Source organism: Nocardia sp. NPDC057353 (assembly GCF_042667085.1).
GTDB lineage: Bacteria > Actinomycetota > Actinomycetes > Mycobacteriales > Mycobacteriaceae > Nocardia.
In genome coordinates, this window is sequence record NZ_JBHVAK010000070.1 from 15,372 (window position 1) to 32,465 (window position 17,094).

A 17,094-nucleotide genomic window follows, 5' to 3' on the forward strand; every position below is an offset into this window, starting at 1 on the left:
GGCTCCGACATCCGAGGCCGGGACCCGCGCGGCTCAGCCGATGTGCGCGGCGGCCGCGTACCAGCTGTTGCACTCCCAGGTGTCGCCGGTGTCCGAACCCCAGCGCCACCAGCCCCACACCGACTCCTGGCTGCCGAGCAGCCGCGGGTCGCCGGGTCGGTCGCCGCTCGCCCGCACCGCGGTCGCGGCCTCCTCCCAGGTGCGCCGGTCGATGTCGCCGCGGCCGTGGTTGGTGCCGAGGAACATCCCCGCGAAGCACCACGCCTGCAGCTCCAGCCTGCGGCTCTGCTCCAGGCCGCGCTCGGAGCCCCAGCCCGCGGCGGTGCGCGCGTCGGTGTAGGCGCGCACCATGCCGACCAGCTGCTGCACGTGGTGGCCGTACTGGTGCCCGAGCGCGGCGAGCTGGGCGCCGCGCGCGGACCCGGCGCCGAGCGGGCGCAGCGCCTCGGCCGGGACCACGATGCTCTCCTCGGCCGGACAGTAGAACGGCCCGTCCGCCGGGCCGGGCAGCCGGTCCGGGCAGGTGGTGCGCGCGCCCGCGGCGCGCAACTCCAGCCGCGGCGGGCGGAAGGGAAGCCCGGCATTGCGCAGCGTCACCGACCAGCTGTCGTCCAGGCAGTCCAGCGCCGTCCGCAGGAAGGCCTCGGCGCCGCGCGGTTCGTCGTGCCACGGCGGCAGCTCGCAGCCGATCCTGGCCAGCCCGGCGTGCCTGGCCAGCAGCGGGTGGTCGGCGAGCGCGAAGACCGGGCGCGGGTCGGGGGCGTCCGGCCCGGCGCGCAGCGGCACCCCGGCCAGCGGCAGCTCGGCCACCGGCGGCGCGTCGTCACCGGCCGGGCGGCCCGCCTCGCCGAGCACCCCCGCGAAGCCGGGGCCCGCGGTCACGCCGCGCGCGGCGCGCAGCTCGGTGGGCGGCTCCGCGCGGTGCACGGGCCGCATCACCCCGGCGGCCAGCACCAGCCCGACCACCGCCGCGCCCGCCGCGAGGGCGATCAGCCGGCGCGGCCTGCGCCACCACGGCCCGCTCATCGTTCCCCCTAGCTCCGCGGTGGCACCGGCACCGCTGCCCGTCCCCGCCGGATTCCATGGAAGCGGAGCGCTCCGCGCGCCGCAACCGCCTCGTCGGCGGCCGACACCGCCCGCCCCCGGTGCCCGACCCCGCCGCCCGTCGCGAAAACTCCGGCGGCACCGGAGTTTCCGCCGCGCGACGGGGTCGGGGGTCGGCTCAGCCGACGCCGAGGTACGCCGATTTCACGGCGGGATCGGTGAGCAGCTCGCGGCCGCCGCCGGTCTTGGTCACCTCGCCGGTCTCCAGGATGTAGGCGCGGGTGCTGCGCGCCAGCGCCTGCTGCGCGTTCTGCTCGACCAGCAGCACCGTCGTCCCCTCGGCGTTGATCTGCCCGATGATCCGGAAGATCTGCTGGATCACCATGGGCGCCAACCCCATCGACGGCTCGTCGAGCAGCAGCAGCCGGGGCCGCGCCATCAGCGAGCGCCCGATGGCGAGCATCTGCTGCTCGCCGCCGGAGAGCGTGCCGCCGACCTGCTTGCGCCGCTCGGCCAACCGGGGGAAGAGCTCGAACACCCAGTCCAGGGTCCTGGTGTACTCCGCCTTCTCCTTGAACGGGCGCGCGTAGCACCCCATCTCCAGGTTCTCCACCACCGTCATCCCGGGGAAGACACCGCGGCCCTCCGGCGCCTGGATGAGCCCGCGGCCCACCCGGTCGTGCGCCTTGACGTGCGTGATGTCCTCGCCGTCGAAGACGACCGTTCCGCCGGTGAGCGGGAGCAGCCCGGAGAGCGCGCGCATGGTGGTGGTCTTGCCCGCGCCGTTGGCGCCGAGCAGGGTCACCAGCTCGCCCTGCCGCACCTGCAGCGAGACGCCGTGCAGCGCCTGGATCCTGCCGTAGTTGACCACCATGTCGGTGACCTCGAGCAGCACGTCCGCGTCACCCATCACTGCCCCTGTTCGTCGTCGTCCGGCACGCCGAGGTAGGCGGCGATCACGGCCGGGTTCTCCCGGATCTCGGCGGGCAGCCCGTCGGCGATCTTGCGGCCGAACTCCAGCACCACGATCCGGTCGGTCACCCCCATCACCAGCCGCATGTCGTGCTCGATGAGCAGCACGGTGAAGCCGTCGTCCCTGATCTTGCGGATCAGCTCCATGAGCGCCGACTTCTCGCTCGGATTGAACCCCGCGGCAGGCTCGTCCAGGCAGAGCAGCTTGGGCTCGGTGGCCAGCGCGCGGGCGATCTCCAGCCTGCGCTGGTCACCGTAGGAGAGGTTGCGCGCCTTCTCCACCGCCCGCGGCGCGATGCCGACGAACTCCAGCAGCGCCATGCCGCGCTCGATGGCGTCGCGCTCCTCGCGGCGGTGCCGCGGGGTGCGGAAGATGGCGCCGGGCACCGAGGTCTTGTGCCTGGCGTCGGTGCCGACCACCACGTTCTCCAGCGCGGTCATCTCGCCGAAGAGCCGGATGTTCTGGAAGGTGCGCGCGATGCCGAGCCGGGTGATGGCGTTGCGCTTGGTTTTGGTGAGCGGCTTGCCGTCGAAGTACACCGTGCCCGAGGTCGGCCGGTACACCCCGCTGATGGCGTTGAAGCAGGTGGTCTTGCCCGCGCCGTTCGGCCCGATCAACCCGAGGATCTCGCCGCGGCGGATCTCGAAGTCCACGCTGTCCAGCGCGGTCAACCCGCCGAACTTCACGGTGAGCCCGTCGGTGCGGAGCAGCGCCTCGCCGACCGGGGTCTCGATGGCCCGGCTCGGCGCCACCACCTCGGCCACCGCGTCGGCGTCGGCGAGCACCGGGAGCACCGCGGTGACGTCGACGTCGCCCGCGGACTCCACCGGCTCCGGCGGCTTGCGGTAGCCGGCGGACATGTCCTCGTTGTCGAACAGCGCGTCACCCGCGCCGGGCCCGGTCATGCCCGTTCTCCGATCGGTTCGGCGGCCGGCCTGCGCACGGCCTGGTAGATCTGGCGGCCGTAGGCGAGCAGCTTCTGCCGCACCGGGAAGAGCCCCTGCGGCCGGAAGATCATCAGCACCACCAGGGTGATGCCGAAGAAGAGGTACTTGAAGTCGCCCAGCGACTGCGCGCCCTGCTCCTGGAAGACCAGCACATTGCCGAGTACCACGCAGAGCCCGATCAACACCGCGATCGAGCCCAGCACGTAGCCGTACCGCACCCCGGTGGCCTCCTGGTGCCGCGCCCACCGCCGCCAGCCGACGACCGCCGCGATCAGCGCGACGACGGTCAGCGCCAGCAGCGCGTAGCCGGTGGCGCTCTGCTCGACCAGCTGCACCGACATCAGCCGGTTCGGCAGCCAGACGATGATGAACGCGCCGACGATCACGCCGAGCTTGTTGCCCTGCCCGCCGATCACCACCGCGCAGAGGAAGAGCATGGAGTTGATGATGTTGAAGCCGGTCGGGTTGATGAACTGCACCTGGCCCGCGTAGAGCGCGCCGGAGAGCCCGCCGATGGCGGCGCCGATCATGAAGGCCCAGAGCTTGAACTTGAAGGCGGGCACACCCATGACCTCGGCGGCGTCCTCGTCCTCGCGGATCGCCACCCAGGCGCGGCCGACCCGGCTGCGCTCCAGGTTGCCGACGATCAGCAGCACGATCACGACCAGGATCATCCCGACCCAGAACCACCAGACGCCGGAGTTCGCCTTGTCCAGCAGGTTCGAGGCGTTCGGGTCGCCGACGTTGCCCGCGGAGAAGACGCCGTTCGGCTGCTCCTCGGACTCGCCGACCCGCGGGTAGGCGATGCCGGAGAGGCCGAGGCTACCGTTGGTGACGTCGCCGAGGTTGTCGGCGAGCAGCCGGACGATCTCGCCGAAGCCGAGCGTCACGATGGCCAGGTAGTCGCCGCGCAACCGGAGCGTGGGCGAGCCGAGGATCAGTCCGGACATCGCGGTCACCGCGATCGCGATGGGCACGCAGGCCAGCCAGGCCCAGTCCTCGTTCAGCCAGCCGCCGTCGGTCTGGTTCCACGGGCTGTTCGGGCTGGTCAGCAGCCCGACGGTGTAGGCGCCGACGGCGTAGAAGCCGACGTAGCCGAGGTCGAGCAGCCCCGCCTGGCCGACCACCACGTTGAGCCCGATGGCGATCAGCGCGTACATGGCGAACTGCGCCATGACGCCGCCGAAGCTGGTGCCAGGGGTGTTCAGGAAGGGCGGGGGGAAGAGCGGGAGCAGCGCGAGCACGATCAGCGCCGGAACGCCGACCGCCCACTGCGCGGGCCGGGAGAGCCCGGCCCACCAGGAGCGGAGCGCGTCGCCGACGCCGTGCATCGGGCGTTCGGGCGGCGTGGGCGCGGGCGGCGCGGCCGCCTTCTGGATCGGCAGGCGCTGCGTCGCCGGATCGTTGTCGGTCATACGCGTGCCTTCCCGAGACTCTCACCGAGGATGCCGGTCGGCCGGAACATCAGCACCAGCACCAGCACCACGAAGGCGACCACGTCGCGCCACTCGGTGCCGAAGAGGATCTGGCCGTAGTTCTCCGCCAGCCCGAGCAGCAGCCCGCCGAGCAGCGCGCCGCGCAGGTTGCCGATGCCGCCGAGCACCGCGGCGCTGAACGCCTTGATGCCGAGCACGAAGCCGCCGGAGTAGATGATGCCGTTCGGGATCTTGAGCGCGTAGAGCAGCGCGGCGGCGCCCGCGAGCAGGCCGCCGATCAGGAAGGTGAGCATGATGACGCGCTCCCGGGAGACGCCCATCAGGGTCGCGGTGTCCGGGTCCTGGGCGACCGCGCGGATGCCGCGGCCGAACTTGGTGCGGTTGATGACGATCTCGGTGGCGATCGCCAGGATCACCGCCGCGGCGATGATCACCAGCGTCACGTTGGTGACGTCGGCGCCGAAGAAGCTGAACTGCACCTCCGGCTCGACCAGCATGATCGGCTGCTGGGCATTGGTGCCGCCCAGCCCCGGCCAGATCTCCGGGAGCACGAAGTGCACGAACTCCTGCAGCACGAAGGACATGCCGATCGCGGTGATCAGGAAGATCAGCGGCTTGGCGCCGCGCCTGCGCAGCGGCCGGTAGGCCACCCGCTCCAACCCCACCGCGGCGGCGCCGGAGACCGCCATGCCGAAGAGCATCGCCAGCCCCAGGTAGGTGACGGTGAGCAGGACGCCCTGCGAGTAGACGTCACCGCTCGGCGAGAAGCCGAGCAGCATGAGCCCGATGTACTGCCCGAACATTCCGAGCATGAAGACCTCGGAGTGGGCGAAGTTGATCAGCCGCAGCACGCCGTAGACCAGCGTGTAGCCGACGGCGACGAGCGCGTAGATCGCGCCGTAGGACAGCCCGTCGACGGTCAGCCGCCAGAACTGGTCGATCACGCCCTCGTAGTTGAAGTCGATCGACCCGTCGGCGAGGTAGGCCGCGCCGAGCAGAGTTGATGTCGTCATTCGTAGTTCGCCCTCATCTTCACCATCCCGAATTCGGCCCAGGACGCGGGCGGCACGTACGCCCCCCGGCAGGGTGCGTACGTGCCGCTGCGCCGGTCGTCGGCGCTACTTGACCTCGTAGATCCAGATCAGCGCGTTGGACAGCTCACCGTTCGGGTTCCACTGGTACTCGCGGGCCAGACCGGCGCCGTCGTACCCGCGCACGAAGTCGAGCAGGGCGGGCCTGGTGACCGCGCCGCCGTCGATCCCGGTGGCGAGGATCGTGGTGAGGTCGTACGCCTCGACCGAGTACACGCCGGGCGCCTGGCCGTTCAGCGCCTCGTACTCCTTGGCGAAGGTCTCCGGCGCCGGGCCGCACGGGCAGGAGAGCACCGCGCCCTCGGCCGAGCTGCCCGCCTGCGCGACGAACTGCGGGTCGTTGGTGCCGTCCGCGGAGACGAAGACCGCGTCCACGCCGCCCGACTTCAGCTGCTGGGCCAGCGGGGCGCCCTCGGCGTAGTAGCCCGAGTAGAAGATGGCGTCCGGCTGCGCGGCCGAGATCTGGGTGACGGTGGCCGAGAAGTCCTTGTCGCCCTGCTTGATGCTGGCGGCGCAGGACGGGTCGGCGGCCGCGCCGAGCCCGGCGGTGATGCTCTTGGCCAGGCCGGTGCCGTAGTCGGTGTTGTCCTGGACGACGCAGATCTTCTTGTAGCCCGCGGTGTTCACCAGGTAGTTGGCGACCGAGGGGCCCTGCACGTCGTCGTTCGCCAAACCGCGGAAGAAGGTCTGCCAGCCGTTGGCGGTGAGCGTGGCGTTGGTGGCCGACGAGGTCACCGCGACCAGCCCGGCATCGCTGAGGATCTGGCCGGTGGCCTTGGTCTCGCCGGAGAAGGCGGGGCCGACCAGCCCGATGATGCTCGGGTCGTTGACGATCTGCGGGATGACCTGCGAGGCCTTCTGCGGGTCGCCCTCGGTGTCGAACTGCTTGAGCGTGATCTGGCAGTTCGCGTTGGCCTTGTTGTGCTGGTCGAGCGCCAGCTTCACGCCGTTCACGATATTGATGCCGAGCGCCGCGTTCGGGCCGGTGAGCGCGCCTGCCATGGCGATCGAGGTGCCCGCCGGGCAGGTGGCGTTGCCGGAGCCCGCCGGGTCGGCCGCCGCGGCGGCGTCCGCCTTCGGGACCTCCTTGCCCTGCGCGTCGACCTGCAGCAGCGGCTGAATGGACAGCCCGCCCGCCCCCGCGGTGCCGGACGAATCCGAACCGTCGCTCGTCGACTTGTCGCCACATCCGGTCAGCACCAGCGCGGCGACGGCACCGAATGCCAGCACGCCGCGGGTGGAGCGCCTCCGCCATGTCGAACTCAGCACGCGTCTCACCTCTACGTTCCTGTGATCCCCCGACTGCGCCGAGGGGGCCGACCGCGCCGACCCGGACAGAAACATAGCGTCGGTACGGTGGATCCGCATCACAATCGCGCTATGGAAACGACTTCGTGTCGAATTGTTCTCGCAGTTCAGGTTTCCGGCACGTAAAATTTCCGGCCGTCACGGCGGGCTTTTCCCGCTGCGATTCCGCGGACGCGTCGCTCAGCCCCCTGACACGCGCTCCGCGGGTATCGGAAATGCCGCGTAGGTCACTGCGGGGCGAGATTCTCCAGCACGACCTCCGCGACCGCCTTCATGGTGGTGCGCCGGTCCATCGCGGTGCGCTGGATCCACTTGAACGCCTGCGGCTCGGAGAGCCCCTGGGTCTGCATCAGCACGCCCTTGGCGCGCTCCACCAGCTTGCGGGTCTCCAGCCGCTCGGAGAGGTTCGCCACCTCGCTCTCCAGCGCGGTGATCTCGTGGAACCGGCTCGCCGCCAGCTCGATGGCGGGGACCAGGTCGGACTTGGTGAACGGCTTCACCAGGTAGGCCATGGCCCCGGCGTCGCGCGCCCGCTCCACCAGGTCGCGCTGGCTGAATGCGGTCAAGATCACAACCGGCGCAACGCGTTTCGACGCGATCTCGGCGGCGGCGTCGATCCCGTCCCGGCGCGGCATCTTGACGTCCATGATCACCAGATCGGGCTTCTGCTCCACCGCGAGGTCCACCGCCTGCTGGCCGTCACCGGCCTCGCCGACCACCTCGTAGCCCTCTTCGGTGAGCATTTCGACCAGGTCCATCCTGATGAGCGTCTCGTCCTCGGCGACGACGACCCGCTTCGCACCGGTGTCCCGCGTCGGGCCGGCGCCCCCTGCTGTAGTGCTCATTGGTAGACCCCTCTGGTTCCGCATGCGAGTGCTGTAGAGAGTACCGTTCAGCTCGCCGGACAACCCATATACCCTGCGCGAACCCCGCGCCGCCGCGCTGTTTCGCGCCGGGCGGCGCCGAGCGGCTATAGTCGCTCCCGGTGCGCCGGGTTGGCGGAACTGGCAGACGCGACGGTCTCAAAAACCGTTGCCCGAAAGGGCGTGTGGGTTCGAGTCCCACACTCGGCACCACGAACGGCCCCGAATTCCGGAGAATCGACCGGTCCCGTGAACAAAAAGGGCGGGGCCCGTCACCTCGACCGGCCCCGCCCGCATGCCCGTGATCCGCTACGCGGCGGGCGCCGTGTCCGCCCGGTCGAAGGACTCGTCGCTCCACCCGATCAGGTTTTGCCACGCCCGGCCGTAGTCCGGTGCGAAGACCGGGCCGTCCAGCCCGACCACCAGGAAGGCGCCGACCAGCTCCGCCAGGTGCCCGGAGAGGACCTCGTGGTGCGCGCCGAGCTCGGCGTCGATCCGGACCGCCAGTTCCGGGTGCAGGTGCTGGTTGGCGGCGTACCAGAAGGCGTCGGCCTTGACCGTCTCCAGGGCGTAGACCGCCGCCGCCGACTCCAGCAGCGCCTTCGCGACCGGGTCCGCGGTGCGGTCCGCGACGGCGAGCAGCGCGGTGGTGGCCTGCACGGCGCCGGTCACCTGCGCGAGCTCGATGGCGACCGAGTCCAGCTCGCCCGCGGCCGCGCCGCGGCCACGGCCGCGCAGCAGCTCGACCCGCTCCGCGGTCGCCTCCTGCCGCGCGGTGAGCAGCGACAGGTACCAGGGCAGCTCGGCGGGGAGCTCGGGAAGGCGCAGCGCGGTGAGCGCCCGGCCCGCCTTGCCCGCGGTGACCAGCATGATCTGGTTCTCCCCCTCGGCGGTGTAGATCGCCTGGGTATTGCCGATCCAGTCCACCACGTGGTTGACGCGCAGCGCGCCCTGGGCGGCCATCCGCTGCCGCACCATGGTCAGGGTCTGCTGGGCGGTGAACGAGAGCAGCGGCTTGGCCAGCATCGACCACAGCCGCTGGTCGTTCTCGTCGGCGCCGACGGTCGCGCGCAGGTCGCGCAGCCGCCGCCCGAGCACGCTGGTGGCGTAGACGGCGGCGAGGTGCGAGATCAGCTCGCCGCGCACCGGGTGCCGGTCGGTCAGCGGCGCGCTCTGCCCGGGGCGGCGCTGCCTGCCGTAGTTGACCAGCCCGGTGAGCGCGGCGCGGGCGCTCGCGATCGAGGCGTTGGCGAGGTCGAGCCTGCCGTTGCCCAGCGCGGAGACCGCGGCGTGGAACCGCCGGTGCACCGGGAGCGCGCACTCGAACCCGGCCGCGGTCATCCGCCCCCAGTCCCCGGCCAGCAGGGCGTCGGCGGGCAGCCACACCCGCCGGAACCGGAACACGGCGTGGTCCATCGGCGCACTGTCCTTGTCCGGCAGCGTCTCGACGTCGACGCCGTCGATCAGCCCGTCCGCGGTCCGCAGCCGCACCAGGAAGGGCAGCACCCCCTCGTCGCCGCCGTCCACCAGCAACCGCGCGGTGACCAGCACCGTCTTCGGCACCGCCGGGTCGGCGATGTTCGGCATGAACTTCGCGTACTCGAAAGCCGGTGTGCTGAGCCAGAACCCGTTCCGCACCCGGTCGTACTCGGCGATCGTCCCCTGGTTGGCGCCATTGGTGCCGCCGAACTCGGTGAGCGCGAGCACGCCGAGCGAGGCGCCGTGGTCCAGCTCGGCCAGACACTCCCGCTGATAGTCGGAGCCGTTGCCGAGCGCGAGAATTCCGCCGACCGCGAGATCGAGATCGCCGGTCAGGACCAGCAGCAGCCGCGGCGCGGCGATCTGCGCCCAGTCGCAGAGCGCGCCGCGCAACTGCGCATCGAGCGCGAGATCACTTGCCGTGCACCGCAACCCGGCGAATGCCGCGCGGAGCAGATCGGGCGCGGCGGTGGCCTGTTCGGAGTAGCTGAACCCCGATCGCGGAACATCCCCCAGACCGAGTACGATATCGCGAACGCGAATGTGGAGCGCCGCATGATCGCCGAAAATGGCCGACTGCAGCGCGTTTCCGACCGAATCGGGCTCGGGAATATCGGAGGGAGAATACTGGTCCGTTAGGTCGACTGACATGTGCACACCCCTGATGCCATCGGGCCCGCGTGCTCCGCGACCGCGTCCGCGGATCCGGGCCCCTGTTGCGAATGGTTACGCCCGCCGCACCGGAAAAAGGCACGGCGGTAGCCGAACCGGAGCGTGTACGTTCCACTCCGGAACTCGGATTCGGGAGAGACGGGTACCGGCACCGGTCGAGAACAGGCTCGACCGAACCGAGCCGTGATCAGGGCAGACTTCGTCCACCGCAGTCACGCCGAAGCCACATCCTGTGCTACGCCGCGCTCGGTATCACGTTCTCCGGGAAGACTTGTCGCGCTGTGCCCGGGTCCCCCTTCCCCTGCCCCATGCTCTTCCTCGCCGCCCCCTACGGTGGCGAGTCCCCGAAATGCATTCTATGGCATGAAGTGCCCACCCGCAGCACGGTGCTACCGCGCCGCAGGTGGGGGCCCTGGTCGAGAGTTACTACCGTCCGAAATCGAGTGGGATCGGCTGGGTCTGCGGGAAGGTCACCGGCAGCGCCTCCAGCGCGCGGTGGAACGGCCCCGGCCGCCACACCAGGCGGGCGGGCGGCACCGCCAGGCTCAGCTCCGGCAGCACGTCCAGGAGCTGGTCGATCGCCTCGTGCGCGATCAGCAGCGCGTTGGTCTGCGCCTGGCCGGGGCACTCGTGCACGCCGCCGCCGTAGGCCAGGTCGATCTCGTGGTAGCCGCGGTCGTCGCCCTGCAGGTTCTCCGGGTCGTTGTTGCACGCCGTCATGCCGATGATCACCGGCTCGTGCGCGCGCAGCCAGTACCCGCCGACCAGGATGGGCTGCGCGGGGTAGCTGAGGCAGTAGTGCGCCAGCGGCGGGTTCTCCCGGAGCGTGAGCCGAATCGCGGCGGGGGTCAGCGGCGCCGCGCCGAACGGGGCCTCGGTCCACCGCGGGTCGGTGAGCATCAGCAGCAGCGTGTTGACGATCAGGTTGGTCAGCGGCTCGATCGAGGCGGAGAAGAAGGTGACGAGCTGGTGGCACATCTCCTCGTCGTCGAGGTTCACCGGGTGCTGGAGCAGCCGGGTGGTCACGTCGTCGCCGGGCTCGGCCCGCTTGAGCGCGACCAGCGCGAGCAGCGAGGCGTTGAGCGCGGCGTTCACCTCGCCGCGGTCCTCGACCGAGTCGAAGAGCTTCGCGCTGGCGTCCGCGATCCGGCCGCTGATCTCCGGCGGGCAGCCGAGCATCTGGTTCACCACGGTGAAGACGAGCGGGAGCACGTACTGGCTGATCAGGTCGGCGCTGCCCGCGGCGCAGAACTGGTTGACCATCGCGCCCGCGGTCTGCGCTACGGTGTCCCTGAGCCCGGCGAGGTCGACCCCGGCGAGCGCGTCGACCGTCGCGGTGCGGTACCTGGCGTGGTCGGCGCCGGTGGAGAAGAGCGCGTTCGGGCGGTACTCGATCATCGGCAGGATGGAGAGCCCGGGGTCAACGCCCTGCTGCCAGATCCGCGGGTCGGCCGGGAAGTGGTGCGGGTCGTTCAGGATGCGCCGCGCGGTCGCCCACCCGATCACCAGGGTGGCGCGGACCCCGGGCGCGAGCTCGACCGGCGCCATCGACCCGTAGGTGCGGCGCATCTCCGCGTACGCCCGGTCCGGGTCGGCGGCGAAGGCCGCGTCGTAGATGGGGACCGCGGGCAGCGACGCGATGTCGATGCCGGATTCGGTCACTGCGGTCTCGGGTGCGACCGTCTGCTGCTGGGACTGCACGTGTTCTCCTCGTCGAAGCTGACCTGCGAGTTCGGGCGGGACGCCGGGCGGGTCTCGACGGTGCTCCCGGCCGACCGCGTCTCGTCGAGCGGGAACGACCGGGCGCCGCCGGGTCGCCGCGCGGACGGCGCTGCCACCGGTCCGAACGACCGATTCGGCCCTGACACGTCCTGCCGCGCTCCTGTGCTCTGTACCCCGACATGCCGCGGGGCTGCCGAATTCGCTGGAGCATAACGGTTCTCCCGATACTCCGGGCAGATGATACAGAGGGATCGCGGCGCTCACAGCGCGTGCGCCGCGCGGGGGTCTCCGAGCGGCCGTGTACAGCGTCCGACCTGCGGATGAACACTTGCCGGGCGGGGTGTGATCTCCCGCCGCACGGGGTCGTGACAGCGCGGCGACCTGCCTACCGTTGACGCATGCACGTCCTGTTCGTCTGCAATGGCAACGTCTGCCGTTCGGCGATCGCCGAGCGGCTCACGCGCGCCCTCGCGGTCGACCACGACCTGCCCGGGCTCACCGCGGAGAGCGCCGGGACCCGCGCGCTGGTCGGGTTCCCGGTGGAACCGCTGGCGGCGCAGACGATCTCCGGGCTCGGCGGCGTTCCGGACGGCTTCCGGGCGCGGCGGCTGACCCCGGACATGGTGGACCGGGCCGATCTCGTCCTGACCATGACCGACCAGCTCAGGGACCAGGTGGCGGCGATGGGGTTCGGGGCGCCCGCGCGCACCTTCACGCTGCTCGAGGCGCGCCGGATCGCCAAGCTGACCGGGGCGCGCACGATCGCCGGATTGCACGCGGCGCGCGACGATCTGGCGTACGTGCACCGGGAGAACATCGCCGACCCGATCGGGCTCTCGGCGCAGTCCTACTGCGAGGTCGGCGACCGGATCGCCGAGGCGGTGGTACCGCTGCTGCTCGCGCTCGCCCCGCACGAGCAGCGGCGGCCGGAGCCGGAGGAGCGGCTCGGGCTGGTGATCCGGCCGCGGCCGCAGGCCCCGCTCTCGGCGTTCCTCGCCGCCAACCGCACCCGGTGAGCGCGGGCTCCGGCGTGGTGCCGGTTCGGCCCGCGGCCCGCGGGGCTACACTCCCCGCGGACGAGCCCTGCGCCGGTTCCGGCGCGCCCCGAGGACAGGAATCAGGCATGCCGAAGCGGATTTCGGATGTTTCGCTCCACGTCTACCTCACCCCCGAGACCCTCGACCACGTGGTGCGCGCGGTGCGCGACGCGGTCGACGCGCACCTGGCGGAGCGGGATGTCTTCGCCTGGCGGTTCACCCTGCCGGTGGACCCGGACGACCCGCGCCACGCGACGCTGGAAACCCGGTGGCGGCTGGACAACCCGGACTCCGACCCCGGAGCCCGCGGCTGCTACGAGATCGCGCTGAGCCTGGTCGGCGCCCCGGACGAGCTCACCGACGACGACATCGCCGCGCTGGAGCACACGCTGCTGCTCGCGCTCTACGCGGCGCCGCGCGACGAACCCGAGATCCCGTTCACGCTCAGCGCCTCGCAGCGCACCGACCTCGACGCCGACCGCGAGCGCATCTAGCGCACGCCGCGGCCGTGGCTCCCGCCGCGACACCGCGGGCGGCGACCCGCGGCTCCGGGCCCGGAGCCCGCTACCCCTTCGGCCTGCGCGCCGGGAAGTGCCGGATCACGCCCTCCTGCACGGTGGTGGCGAGCAGCTCGCCGGTGCGCGCGTAGAACCGGCCGGTGGCCAGCCCGCGCGAGCCCGCCGCCACCGGCGACTCGGTGGCGTACAGCGTCCACTCGTCGAAGCGGAACGGCCGGTGAAACCAGATGGAGTGGTTCACCGTGGCGGCGACGATCCGGTCCAGCCCCCAGGACAGCCCGTGCGTGGTGATGATGGAGTCCAGCACGGTGGTGTCCGAGGAGTAGCCGAGCGTGGCGTTGTGCAGCAGCGGGTCGTCCGGCAGGGTGCCGTCGGCCTTCATCCAGACCCGGTTGTGGTTCAGCTTCGCGCCGGTGCCCTTGAGGATCCAGGACGGGTCGTTGGTGTAGCGGAGGTCGATCGGCCGCGGGGCGTTCACGAACATCTCCAGCTTGTCCTCGAACCCCGCGAAGCTCTGCTCGATCCGCGGCAGGCTCTCCGGGTCGGGCACGTCGGGGCGCTCGTGCGCGTGCTCCAGCCCGCGCCCCCACTCCTGGAAGGCCGCGAGCATGACGAACAGCTCCTGGCCGTCCTGGCTCGCGGTCACCGTGCGGTTGGCGAAGGCGCGGCCGTCGCGGTGCCGCTCGACGTGGTACTCGATCGGCTTCTTCACGTCGCCGCCGCGCACGAAGTGCGCGTTTACCGCGTGCACCGGGCGGTCGCCGACGGTCCGGCCCGCGGCCACGATGGCCTGCGAGACCAGCTGGCCGCCGAAGGTCCGGCTCCACACCTTCTCCGGGTGCTGCCCGACAAACACGTCCGGCCCGACCTCCTCGAGGTCGAGGAGGTCGAGCAGCACGGCGAGATCGGTCCCGACCTCGATCGCGCCGGGGACCGACGGGGTCACAGCTGCGCACCGCCCGTCGCCGGGACGGACATGGCAGCGGATAGGTCACTCACTAATGGTCCTCCTCACCGATCCGGTGTACGTGGATCAGGTTAGTGGAACCGACGGTCCCGGGCGGGGACCCGGCCACGATGACCACCAGGTCACCGCGCTGGTAACGCCCCATGGTGAGCAGCGCGGTGTCCACCTGCTTGATCATGGCGTCGGTGCTGTGCACCGTCGGGACCAGGAACGTCTCCGTCCCCCAGGTCAGCGAGAGCTGGCTGCGCACCTCCGGCAGCGGGGTGAAGGCGAGCAGCGGCAGCGGGGTGTGCAGCCGGGCGAGCCGGCGGACGGTGTCACCCGACTGGGTGAAGGCGACCAGCGCCTTGGCGTTCAGCCGCTCGCCGATGTCGCGCGCGGCGTAGGAGATGACGCCGCGCTTGGTGCGCGGCACGTGGGTCAGCGGCGGCACCGTGGTCGACTCGGACTCCACCGCGTGCACGATCCGCGCCATGGTGCGCACGGTGTCGATCGGGTAGGCGCCGACCGAGGTCTCGCCGGAGAGCATGACCGCGTCCGCGCCGTCCAGCACCGCGTTCGCCACGTCCGAGGCCTCGGCCCTGGTCGGGCGGGAGTTCTCGATCATGGACTCCAGCATCTGGGTCGCCACGATCACCGGCTTGGCGTTCTCCCGCGCCATCTGGATGGCCCGCTTCTGCACCAGCGGCACCTGCTCCAGCGGCAGCTCGACGCCGAGGTCGCCGCGGGCCACCATGACCGCGTCGAAGGCCAGTACCACGGCCTCCAGGTTGTCGATCGCCTCCGGCTTCTCCAGCTTGCCGATCACCGGCACCCGGCGGCCGACCCGGTCCATGACGTCGTGCACCAGCTCGACGTCGGAGGGCGAGCGCACGAAGGAGAGCGCGATGAAGTCGACGCCGAGCTCCAGCGCGAACTCCAGGTCCTCGATGTCCTTCTCGGAGAGCGCGGGCACCGAGACGTTCATGCCGGGCAGCGAGACGCCCTTGTTGTTGGAGACCGGGCCGCCCTCGGTGACCCGGCAGATCACGTCGTTGCCGTCGACGCCGGTGACGGTGAGCCCGACCTTGCCGTCGTCGACCAGCAGCCGGTCGCCCGCCTTGGCGTCCTTGGCGAGCTCCTTGTAGGTGGTGGAGACCCGGTCGTGGTTGCCCTCGACCTCGTCGACGGTGATCCGCACCTCTTCGCCGGTGGCCCAGGTGGTGCGGTTCTCGGCGAACCGGCCGAGCCGGATCTTGGGGCCCTGTAGGTCGGCGAGGATGCCGACGGCGCGACCGGCGTGGTCGGAGGCCTGCCGCACCTTCTTGTAGTTCTCGGCGTGGTCCGCGTGCTCGCCGTGGCTGAAGTTCAGCCGGGCAACGTCCATGCCGCTCTCGACGAGTTCGCGAATACGGTCCTCGGAGGCAGTGGCCGGTCCGAGAGTGCACACAATCTTCGTCCGTCGGTTCACGGCGTCGAGACTAGTCCTGTGCGCGTCGCGGGCCCTCCTCGGTGCAGGTGAAACTCTCGTTAACGGGCGACGTGCCGGGAGAGCCGCGTCTCCAGCCGGGTCTGGCCGAAGCCGAGCACCAGGCAGATGACCCAGTAGTACACCGCAGCCACGCCGTACAGCGCGAAGAAGTCGAAGGTCGGCGCGGCCGCCAGCTGGGCGGTCCTGAGCAGCTCGGTGACCAGGATCGTCGAGGCCAGCGAGGTGTCCTTGACCAGCGAGATCAGCGTGTTGCTGAGCGGGGGGACGGCGATCCGCGCGGCCTGCGGCAGGATGACCAGCCGCAGGATCTGCGGGTAGCGCAGCCCCACCGCCCAGGCCGCCTCCCACTGACCGTGCGCCACCGAGAGGATCGCGGCCCGCACCACCTCGGCCGCGTAGCCGCCGACATTGAGGCTGAACGCGATCACCGCCGCCGGGAACGGGTCGATGACGATGCCGAACTGCGGCAGCGCGTAGAAGACGATAAAGAGCTGGACCAGCAGCGGGGTGCCGCGGATGATCGAGATGTAGACCCGGGCCGGGACCGAGAGCACCCACAGCGGGGACATCCTGGCCAGCGCGAGCAGCAGCGCGAGCACCAGCCCGATGGCGAAGCTGACGGCGGTGAGCGGGAGCGTCATGGTCACCGTGGCGCGCAGCATCGGCGCCAGGTTCTGCAGGATCAGCTCCCTGGTTGCGGCATCCATCCGAGGGTCAGTTGCTCGCGGGCACGCTGACGTCGGTGCCGAAGTACTTCTCCGAGATCCGCTTCAGGGTGCCGTCGGCGCGCAGCTCGTCCAGGGCGCGGTTCAGGTCGGCGAGCAGCGCGTCGTCGGACCGGGTGGCGAAGGCCTGCTCGGTGCTGGAGCCGGTCTCGGCGGCCACCTTGACGCCGGTGTCGCCGGTGCGGGTGGTGTACTCGGCGACCGCGAGGTTGTCGTTGACGGTGGCGTCCACCCGGCCGTTCTTCAGCAGCTGCACCGCCTGCACGAAGCCCTCGACGGCCTCGACCCGCGCGCCCGCGTCGGTGGCGACCTGGTTCCAGTTGCTGGTCACCGACTGGGCGCTGGTCTTGCCGCGCAGGTCGGCGAGCGAGGTGATGGAGTTGTCGTCCGAGCGGGTCACGACGACGCCCTCGGAGACGGTGTACGGCGTCGAGATGCCGTACTTCGCGCTGCGCTCCGGGGTGACCGTCACCTGGTTGGCGACCACGTCGAAGCGGCGCGACTCCAGCCCGGCGAAGATGGCGTCCCACGGGGTCTGCACGAACTCGACCCGCTTGCCGAGCTTCGCGCCGACGGCCTGCGCTACCTCGACGTCGTAACCGGTCAGCGCGCCGTCGCTGCCCTGGAAGCTGAAGGGCGCGTAGGTGCCCTCGGTGCCGACCCGGAGCACGTCGGGGTCGCTCGCGCTGCTACACGCCGTCAGGCCGGTGGCGGTGAGGACGGCGAGCAGAACGGCGGCGAACAGCCTGCGGCGCACGGCTGACCCCTTTCGACGGCGATGGGAGGCTCAGCCTAGCGCTCCCCGGCCGGGAACCGACCGGGACGCCACCGCGGAAGGCGG

15 protein-coding genes and 1 tRNA gene are annotated in these 17,094 nt (G+C 71.2%); 3 read left to right on the forward strand and 13 right to left on the reverse strand.

Features of this window, described 5'->3' with window-relative positions:
- Nucleotides 1–33: 33 nt before the first annotated feature.
- The 7 genes from ACFUUZ_RS27305 to ACFUUZ_RS27335 all read right to left on the reverse strand — a co-directional run bounded on the left by ACFUUZ_RS27305 (nt 34) and on the right by ACFUUZ_RS27335 (nt 7,644).
- A complete protein-coding gene (locus ACFUUZ_RS27305) occupies nt 34–1,026 on the reverse strand; it encodes a neutral zinc metallopeptidase (RefSeq protein ID WP_378701087.1) in 993 nt (330 codons plus the stop codon).
- A 196-nt stretch (nt 1,027–1,222) separates the two neighbouring features.
- The gene (locus ACFUUZ_RS27310) at nt 1,223–1,954 is read right to left on the reverse strand and encodes an ABC transporter ATP-binding protein (protein ID WP_378701089.1); all 732 of its coding nucleotides are present in this window, start codon (nt 1,952–1,954) and stop codon (nt 1,223–1,225) included.
- Entirely contained in the window at nt 1,954–2,922 is a 969-nt protein-coding gene (locus ACFUUZ_RS27315; RefSeq protein ID WP_378701092.1) for an ABC transporter ATP-binding protein, read from the reverse strand. Before ACFUUZ_RS27315 ends, ACFUUZ_RS27310 begins: the two co-directional genes overlap by 1 nt.
- Nucleotides 2,919–4,295 (reverse strand): branched-chain amino acid ABC transporter permease, encoded by a 1,377-nt coding sequence (locus ACFUUZ_RS27320; protein ID WP_378701114.1) that lies wholly within the window; start codon nt 4,293–4,295, stop codon nt 2,919–2,921. The genes ACFUUZ_RS27315 and ACFUUZ_RS27320 overlap by 4 nt, the downstream gene beginning before the upstream one ends.
- Nucleotides 4,296–4,375: 80 nt before the next feature.
- Entirely contained in the window at nt 4,376–5,413 is a 1,038-nt protein-coding gene (locus ACFUUZ_RS27325) for a branched-chain amino acid ABC transporter permease (protein ID WP_378701094.1), read from the reverse strand.
- A 105-nt stretch (nt 5,414–5,518) separates the two neighbouring features.
- Entirely contained in the window at nt 5,519–6,721 is a 1,203-nt protein-coding gene (locus ACFUUZ_RS27330; RefSeq protein ID WP_378701116.1) for a branched-chain amino acid ABC transporter substrate-binding protein, read from the reverse strand.
- Nucleotides 6,722–7,026: 305 nt separating this feature from the next.
- The gene (locus tag ACFUUZ_RS27335; RefSeq protein WP_067655508.1) at nt 7,027–7,644 is read right to left on the reverse strand and encodes an ANTAR domain-containing response regulator; all 618 of its coding nucleotides are present in this window, start codon (nt 7,642–7,644) and stop codon (nt 7,027–7,029) included.
- Nucleotides 7,645–7,788: 144 nt separating this feature from the next.
- On the opposite strand from ACFUUZ_RS27335, the gene ACFUUZ_RS27340 reads away from it, so the two are divergent.
- Nucleotides 7,789–7,875, forward strand: a tRNA-Leu gene (locus ACFUUZ_RS27340).
- 96 nt (nt 7,876–7,971) lie between these two features.
- Here ACFUUZ_RS27340 and ACFUUZ_RS27345 read toward each other — a convergent pair.
- Together ACFUUZ_RS27345 and ACFUUZ_RS27350 are read right to left on the reverse strand one after the other, a co-directional pair.
- Nucleotides 7,972–9,573, reverse strand: coding sequence for an acyl-CoA dehydrogenase family protein (locus ACFUUZ_RS27345; protein WP_378701096.1), 1,602 nt, complete (start codon nt 9,571–9,573; stop codon nt 7,972–7,974).
- Nucleotides 9,574–10,239: 666 nt separating this feature from the next.
- Nucleotides 10,240–11,514 carry a cytochrome P450 gene (locus ACFUUZ_RS27350; protein WP_378701098.1) on the reverse strand — a complete coding sequence of 425 codons (1,275 nt, stop codon included), beginning with the start codon at nt 11,512–11,514 and terminating at the stop codon, nt 10,240–10,242.
- A gap of 419 nt (nt 11,515–11,933) precedes the next feature.
- Between ACFUUZ_RS27350 and ACFUUZ_RS27355 the strand changes: the two genes are divergently transcribed.
- Together ACFUUZ_RS27355 and ACFUUZ_RS27360 are read left to right on the forward strand one after the other, a co-directional pair.
- Nucleotides 11,934–12,551, forward strand: a complete 618-nt coding sequence (locus tag ACFUUZ_RS27355; protein WP_378701099.1) for a low molecular weight phosphatase family protein — start codon at nt 11,934–11,936, stop codon at nt 12,549–12,551.
- A 107-nt stretch (nt 12,552–12,658) separates the two neighbouring features.
- Nucleotides 12,659–13,066, forward strand: a complete 408-nt coding sequence (locus ACFUUZ_RS27360) for a hypothetical protein (protein ID WP_378701102.1) — start codon at nt 12,659–12,661, stop codon at nt 13,064–13,066.
- A 70-nt stretch (nt 13,067–13,136) separates the two neighbouring features.
- Here the strand turns inward: ACFUUZ_RS27360 and ACFUUZ_RS27365 are convergent, their stop codons facing one another.
- The 4 genes from ACFUUZ_RS27365 to ACFUUZ_RS27380 are packed head-to-tail and all read right to left on the reverse strand — an operon-like array spanning nt 13,137 to nt 17,010.
- Complete coding sequence (locus ACFUUZ_RS27365) at nt 13,137–14,036, reverse strand: acyl-CoA thioesterase (protein WP_378701104.1); 900 nt, start codon at nt 14,034–14,036, stop codon at nt 13,137–13,139.
- A 52-nt stretch (nt 14,037–14,088) separates the two neighbouring features.
- Nucleotides 14,089–15,507, reverse strand: coding sequence for a pyruvate kinase (pyk, locus tag ACFUUZ_RS27370; RefSeq protein WP_378701106.1), 1,419 nt, complete (start codon nt 15,505–15,507; stop codon nt 14,089–14,091).
- Nucleotides 15,508–15,566: 59 nt separating this feature from the next.
- On the reverse strand, nt 15,567–16,235 hold the full coding sequence (locus ACFUUZ_RS27375) for an amino acid ABC transporter permease (protein WP_378701108.1): 669 nt from the start codon (nt 16,233–16,235) through the stop codon (nt 15,567–15,569).
- Between the two features lie 7 nt (nt 16,236–16,242).
- On the reverse strand, nt 16,243–17,010 hold the full coding sequence (locus tag ACFUUZ_RS27380) for an amino acid ABC transporter substrate-binding protein (RefSeq protein WP_378701110.1): 768 nt from the start codon (nt 17,008–17,010) through the stop codon (nt 16,243–16,245).
- Nucleotides 17,011–17,094 lie beyond the last annotated feature (84 nt).